We start from the raw sequence: 6,869 nt of genomic DNA on the forward strand, positions 1-6,869 counted from the left end.
TTGATCCTACCGGCGGCGGTCGGGCACGCTGGGTGATGAGGTGGAAGCCTGCGCTGAACGCGTTCGCGATTACCTTCGCCGGCCGGTTCGAAAGAACCATTCACTAATGAAAACCGGCCGGACCCACACACCGTTTATCGGACAGTCCCCACATGATGTGAAGGAGCGTTGCCGAATCTGTTGCGACAAGTGAGAGAGCGTTGGCGAATCTGTTGCGACAAGTGAGAGAGCGTTGGCGAATCTGTTGCGACAAGTGAGAGAGCGTCGCCGAATCTGTTGCGACAAGTGAGAGAGCGTCCCGGGGGCCAGAATGGCGCGGGGGTGTTGCCGGGGCGGCCGGTGTTGCCCGGTTAGCCCATGATGGCCGGGCCCACGAACGGGTCGACGGCCAGCGCGATGAACAGGAGCGTGAGGTAGCTGATGGAACCGTGGAAGACCTTCATGGCCCCCTTGTCCGAGAGGTCGCCGCCCTGCGCGCGGCTGTACAAGGCATGGGATTCGTACAGGAACCAGGCCCCGGCCACCACGGCCGTAACGGTGTAGACCCAGCCCGCGCCACCGGCGGGAACCATCAGCAGCGAACACGCCACCATGGCCCAGGCGTAGAGGACAACCTGCACGGAGACCACCCGGGCGCCGGCGATGGCTCCCAGCATGGGGACGTTGGCATTCCGGTAGTCCTCGCCGTAGCGCATGGACAGCGGCCAGTAGTGCGGCGGCGTCCACAGGAAAATCACCATGAACAGCACGACGGCGGGCCACTCAACTGTGTTGGTGACCGCCGACCATGCAATCAGCACCGGGAAACAACCGGCCGCGCCGCCCCAGACAATGTTCTGCGCCGTGCGCCGCTTCAGAATCATCGTGTAGATCACGACGTAGAACACGATGGCGCCCAGCCCCAGCCAGGCCGACAGCGGGTTGGCGCCGAACCAGAGAATGGCGATGGCTGCCGCGCCCAGGAGCCAGGCGAAGATCAGGGCTTCGCGCGGGGTGACTTCGCCGGTGACCAGCGGCCGTTTTTCGGTCCGGTGCATCAGTTTGTCGATGTCGCGGTCGATGTAGCAGTTAAAGGCACCCGCGCTGCCCGCCGCGAACGCGCCGCCCACCAGGGTGGCAAGGATCAGGCCGAGGGACGGAAAGCCACGCTGAGCGTAGATCATCGTGGGAAGCGTGCTGACCAGCAGAAGTTCAATGACCCGTGGTTTGGTGAGAGCGAAGTACGCCTTCGCCTTGCGGGCTAATCCGGCTCTTCCGTGGACCCGGGACGAGGTCAGCGGCGTATCTGTTGTGCTCACGTTGGCAGTCACTCTGTTCTGTCTGGCTGTGTTGTCTGGCTGATCTGCCCGAATCCTGAGTCCGGATTGATCCCTCAACGGCGGTTGACGGGCTAAGAAGTCCGCTGCACGGGCCCTGCCTGTCCGCCGGTGGCCTCCCGATATCATACCGCGGTCGCGCATCAGTCCGTGGCATCACCCCATTTCGGCAAATCACTGAAAATGATTCCTTCGAGCCTGCTTCGAGCACATTAACGCAGCCTCACCGCCGAGTCCCGCCAACAGTGATTCACAAAAGAGAAAATGCGTCCATTTAGTGAGATTTCCGCTGCCCGAACTGTGGAATAGAGCTAAGCTGTCTGCAGATCAGCGCGCGGTGGGAGACGGTGAGAAACCGCATTCCCAATCCGTCCAGTGACTGAATGAAGATCAACGTTTCAATGGTGAACGGCTGGTAGACAAAATGCAGCGGGCACCAACCTGTGCCCTCCTGCGACCTGTCCGTACCGCCCGCCGTCAGCACAGAGAGGGGCCCGGTTTTCGTGCCACATTTGGAAGAGCAAGAACTGTCATGGACCAGCTTGGACCAGCGCGCGGTTGACACCGTACGTGTCTTGGCCGCCGACGCCGTCGAGAAGGTAGGCAATGGCCACCCCGGCACCGCAATGAGCCTGGCTCCGGCCGCATACCTTCTCTTTCAGAAGATGATGCGCCACGACCCGAAGAACCCGGACTGGATCGGGCGGGACAGGTTCATCCTGTCTCCCGGCCACACGTCCCTGACGCTGTACATCCAGCTGTTCCTCTCCGGCTACGGCCTGGAACTGCAGGACCTGCAGGCGCTGCGTACTTGGGGTTCGCTGACTCCCGGCCACCCCGAGTACAAGCACACCGCCGGCGTGGAAATCACCACCGGCCCGCTGGGCCAGGGCCTGGCCTCCTCGGTGGGCTTCGCTTACTCCCAGCGCCGCCAACGCGGCCTGTTCGACGCCGACGCTCCCGCCGGCACCAGCCCGTTCGACCACACCATCTGGGTCATCGCTTCCGACGGCGACCTGCAGGAGGGTGTCACCTCCGAGGCTTCGTCCCTCGCCGGCCACCAAGAGCTCGGCAACCTCGTTGTCATCTACGACGAGAACCACATCTCCATTGAAGATGACACCGACATCGCCTTCACCGAAGACGTCCTCAAGCGCTACGAGGCGTACGGCTGGCACGTCCAGCGCGTGGACTGGACCAAGACCGGCGAGTACAAGGAAGACGTCCAGGAGCTGTACTCCGCCCTCGTGGCTGCCAAGGCGGAGACGTCCAAGCCCTCCATCGTTTCGCTGCGCACCATCATCGGCTACCCGGCACCGAAGAAGCAGAACACCGGCAAGATCCACGGTTCCGCCCTGGGTTCCGAGGAAGTTGCTGCCCTGAAGGAAGTCCTCGGGTTCGACCCCGAGAAGTCCTTTGACGTGGACGAGGACGTGCTGGCCCATGCCCGCGCCGTCGTGGACCGCGGCGCCCACGCACGCAAGGAATGGGAAGAGTCCTTCGGCGCCTGGCAGTCCGCCAACCCGGAAGCCGCCGCCCTCCTGGAGCGCGTGGAAGCACGCAAGCTTCCGACCGAACTGGACGCAGCCCTGCCGGTCTTCCCGGCCGGCAAGGACGTTTCCACCCGCGCAGCCTCCGGCAAGGTCCTGAACGCCATCGGACCGGTCATGCCGGAACTGTGGGGCGGCTCCGCCGACCTCGCAGAGTCGAACAACACCACGATCGAAGGCTCGCCGTCGTTCGTTCCCGCGTCCAAGCAGACCGACGCCTGGTCCGGAAACCCGTACGGCCGCGTCCTGCACTTCGGCATCCGCGAGCACGCTGCCGCCTCGATCGTCAACGGCATCGCCCTGCACGGCAAGACCCGGGCGTTCTCCGGAACGTTCCTGATCTTCTCCGACTACCAGCGCCCGGCCATCCGCCTCGGTGCGCTCATGGGCGTGCCGTCCCTGTACGTCTGGACGCACGACTCCATCGGCCTGGGCGAAGACGGCCCCACCCACCAGCCGGTGGAGCAGCTGGCATCCCTCCGTGCCATCCCGGGCCTCGACGTGGTGCGCCCCGGCGATGCCAACGAAGTTTCGGCAGCCTGGAAAGCCATGCTGGAGAACCACGAAAACCCGGCCGGCATCGTCCTCACCCGCCAGAACATCCCCACCTACGAGCGGGGCGAAGGCGAAGCCGAGGGCGACACCTTCGGTTCCATCGCCGGCGTTGCCAAGGGCGGTTACGTCCTGGCCGAAGCCTCCAAGGACGGACAGACCGTTGACGCGCAGGTCATCCTGATCGGCACCGGCTCGGAAGTCCAGCTCGCCGTCCAGGCCCGCGAGGCGCTCCAGGCCGAGGGCATCGCCACCCGCGTGGTCTCCATGCCGTGCGTTGAGTGGTTCAACAAGCAGGACGCCGCTTACCGCACAGCAGTCCTGCCCGCCGCGGTCAAAGCCCGCGTGTCGGTCGAAGCCGGCTTGGCCCTGGGCTGGAAGGAATTCGTCGGCGACGCCGGACGCTCCATCAGCCTCGAGCACTTCGGCGCTTCGGCAGACTACAAGCGACTCTTCCAGGAATTCGGCATCACGGCAGAGGCTGTCGCCGCCGCCGCCAAGGATTCCATCGCCGAACTCCAGTCCTGACAGCACCCCACAGTTTCAAGGAGATTGCAATGACTACCACTCCCACGCAGCAGCTTTCCGACGCCGGCGTTTCCATCTGGCTCGATGACCTCTCCCGCGGCCGCCTCAAGACCGGCACCCTGCAGAAGCTGATTGAAGAGAAGAACGTTGTGGGTGTCACCACGAACCCCAGCATCTTCCACGCCGCCATCACCGCCGGCACCGACTACGACGCCACGATCGCCAAGCAGGCCGCGGCCGGTGCCAGCATTGAAGAGACCATCTTCGAAATCACCACCACGGACGTCGCGGACGCCTGCGACCTGTTCGCGTCGGTTGCCGCGGCGACCAATGGTGTGGACGGACGCGTTTCCATCGAGGTGGACCCCCGCCTCGCCTGGGACACCGCCGGCACGATTGCCGAGGCGAAGCACCTGTACAAGAAGGTCAACAAGGACAACGTCCACATCAAGATCCCGGCCACCCTTGAGGGCCTGGAGGCCATCACGGCCACCCTGGCCGAGGGCATCAGCGTCAACGTGACCCTGATCTTCTCGCTGGAGCGCTACCGCGCCGTCATCAACGCCTTCCAGTCCGGCCTCGAGCAGGCCAAGGACAACGGCCACGACCTGTCCAAGATCCACTCGGTTGCCTCGTTCTTCGTTTCCCGCGTCGACTCGGAAATCGACAAGCGCCTCGACGCCATCGGCACCGACGAGGCCAAGGCCCTCAAGGGCAAGGCCGGCGTCGCCAACGCCCGCCTGGCCTACCAGGTCTACGAGGAGCAGTTCTCCACCGAGCGCTGGGCAGTGCTGGCAGAAGCCGGCGCCCTGCCGCAGCGTCCGCTGTGGGCCTCCACCGGCGTGAAGGACCCGGCCTACCCGGACACCCTGTACGTTACGGAACTCGTGGCCCAGGGTGTCGTGAACACCATGCCGGAGAAGACCCTCGACGCCACGTTCGACCACGGCGTGGTCACCGGCGACACCGTCACCGGCACCTACGCCGAAGCCAACGACACCCTGAACGCCCTGGAGGCCCTCGGTGTCTCCTACAACGACGTCGTGGCCCTGCTCGAATCCGAAGGCCTGGACAAGTTCGTTGCCAGCTGGAAGGAACTGCTGGCCGACGTTGAGGGCGCCCTCGCCACCGCACGGAAGGCTTCCTAACCCACAATGAACACTCTCAGCTACGACGCCACCGGCGCAGCCCGGAAGGCCCTTGAGCAGCACCTGCCCGCCCTGGTGGAGGACCGCATTGCCACCCGGATCTTCGCGAAGGACCACACCCTGTGGGGTCCCGATGCGGAAGCCGAGTCATCGGTCCGCCTGGGCTGGGTCGAGGCGGCTACCGTCTCGCAGCCCCTCGTGGACGGCATCCTGGAACTCCGCGATGCGTTGAAGGCCGAAGGCGTCACCCGCATCGTCCTTTGCGGAATGGGTGGCTCCTCGCTCGCTCCCGAGGTCATCGCCGGTACCGCCGGCGTCGAGCTGACCGTGCTGGACAGCACCGACCCCGAGCAGGTCGGTGCTGCCCTCGCGGACCGCCTTTCCGAAACCGCCATCGTGGTTTCCTCGAAGTCGGGTTCAACCCTGGAAACGGATTCGCAGCGGCGGATCTTTGAACATGCCTTCACCGAAGCCGGCATTGATGCCAAGAGCCGGATCATCATTGTCACCGATCCTGGATCGCCGCTGGACAAGGCTTCCCGCGAGGCCGGCTACCGGGCCATCTTCAACGCGGATCCCAATGTGGGCGGGCGTTACTCTGCCCTCACCGCGTTCGGGCTGGTTCCGTGCGGTCTGGCAGGGGTGGACATCCAGTCCTTCCTCGACGAGGCCGAGGAAGCGGCAGAAATCCTCAACGAGGACGCCCCGGAGAACATCGGCCTTGCGCTCGGAACGGCGCTTGGCGGCACCAACCCGCTGCGGGACAAGATTGTCATCGTCGAAGACGGCTCCGGAATCGTGGGCTTCGCCGACTGGGCTGAGCAGCTCATCGCGGAATCCACCGGCAAGCTCGGCACCGGCGTCCTGCCGGTGGTCGCCGGCCCCTCCGCCCCGGAGGTCACCTCCGGCGCCGAAGACGTCCTGGTGGTGCGGCTGGTAGGTGCGGATGCCGACGTCGAACTCGGTGAAAACGAAGTTGCCATTGCCGGCGGCCTTGCCACCCAGATGATGGTGTGGGAGTTCGCCACCGCCGTGGCCGGGCGCCTCTTGGGCATCAACCCGTTCGATCAGCCGGACGTGGAAGCCGCCAAGGTGGCTGCCCGCGGCCTGCTGGACGCTCAGCCGGAACCGACGCCGGCCGCCTTCACCGACGGTGCCATCGAGGTGCGCGGCGGGGACTGGCTGGGCAACGCCGCCACGGGGGCGGAGGCGGTCACCGCCCTGCTCGCGAAGCTGGACGCCAACGGTTACCTCAGTGTCCAGGCCTACTTTGACCGCCTTGCGTTTTCGCAGCTTGAGGGCATCCGCGACGAACTGGCGCAGGTCAGCCGCCGTCCGGTCACCTTCGGCTGGGGACCGCGATTCCTGCACTCCACCGGACAGTTCCACAAGGGCGGACCCGCCATCGGCGTTTTCCTGCAGGTGACGGCCGCGTCCGGCCAGGACCTGGCCATCCCCGACCGCCCGTTCACCTTCGGGGAGCTCATTACGGCACAGGCCGCGGGTGACGCCCAAGTCCTGAGCGAACACGGCCGCCCGGTCCTGCGCCTGCACCTCACCGAGCGTGCAGCAGGCGTCGCCCAGCTCCAGGAGATTGTTTCCGCGCTTGCCGGCCAGGCAGCATCCGCCACTGAAAGCTAAGGCACTAAACCAACCATGCCAGATACTTTGAACGGCAGAAGGTCAGCGGGCAGGAGCGGGAACCCTTTGCGGGATCCGCGGGACCGCCGTCTGAACCGGATTGCCGGACCGTCGTCGCTCGTGCTCTTCGGAGT

General features: G+C 65.2%; 4 protein-coding genes. 3 read left to right on the top strand and 1 reads right to left on the bottom strand.

What is annotated here, in order from left to right:
- Window positions 1–350 precede the first annotated feature (350 nt).
- Complete coding sequence (locus AC1DD3_RS21890) at window positions 351–1,310, bottom strand: heme o synthase (protein WP_476877246.1); 960 nt, start codon at window positions 1,308–1,310, stop codon at window positions 351–353.
- A gap of 518 nt (window positions 1,311–1,828) precedes the next feature.
- Between AC1DD3_RS21890 and tkt the strand changes: the two genes are divergently transcribed.
- From tkt to AC1DD3_RS21905, 3 genes are read left to right on the top strand one after another with little or no spacing between them, the layout of a single operon-like run.
- A complete protein-coding gene (tkt, locus tag AC1DD3_RS21895; RefSeq protein WP_476877251.1) occupies window positions 1,829–3,946 on the top strand; it encodes a transketolase in 2,118 nt (705 codons plus the stop codon).
- A 29-nt stretch (window positions 3,947–3,975) separates the two neighbouring features.
- Complete coding sequence (gene tal, locus AC1DD3_RS21900; RefSeq protein ID WP_476882513.1) at window positions 3,976–5,094, top strand: transaldolase; 1,119 nt, start codon at window positions 3,976–3,978, stop codon at window positions 5,092–5,094.
- Between the two features lie 6 nt (window positions 5,095–5,100).
- Entirely contained in the window at window positions 5,101–6,735 is a 1,635-nt protein-coding gene (locus AC1DD3_RS21905; protein WP_476882514.1) for a glucose-6-phosphate isomerase, read from the top strand.
- The last annotated feature ends 134 nt before the right edge of the window (window positions 6,736–6,869 follow it).

It is taken from the genome of Arthrobacter sp. 05T444 (genome assembly GCF_056395905.1).